This is a genomic window from Halomonas sp. ND22Bw, from assembly GCF_003011945.1.
Lineage (GTDB): Bacteria > Pseudomonadota > Gammaproteobacteria > Pseudomonadales > Halomonadaceae > Halomonas > Halomonas halophila.
Genome location: NZ_PXWD01001299.1, coordinates 1 through 255, shown reverse-complemented (window position 1 = coordinate 255; position 255 = coordinate 1). Strand labels below are relative to the sequence as shown.

Sequence of the window (255 nt, the reverse complement as noted above, 5' to 3'; positions counted from 1 at the left end):
CCCAAGCAGCCATCGCGGTCGGTGCTGAGGCGGTGCCAGAGTCCTTCCGGGATCGGGTCCTGCCAGTCGTCGCGGTCGCCGGACCAGGTGCCGCGTGCGAAGGCCTGCGCGAGCCGGCCTTCCAGTCGTACAGGCTGCGCCGTTGCCGGCCGTGCCTCATTGGTCGGAACCTCGCCTCCCAAGCTGGCGACAGAACGCTGCGCATCCAGACGCAACAGTTTGGCCGGGCAGACGTAGCGCCGCCGCCCCTTCGCC

At 70.6% G+C, this 255-nt stretch carries 1 pseudogene; it reads right to left on the bottom strand.

Annotated elements, in window-relative coordinates:
* Positions 1–255 (bottom strand): annotated as a pseudogene (locus CVH10_RS27015) (hypothetical protein); the annotation flags it as partial.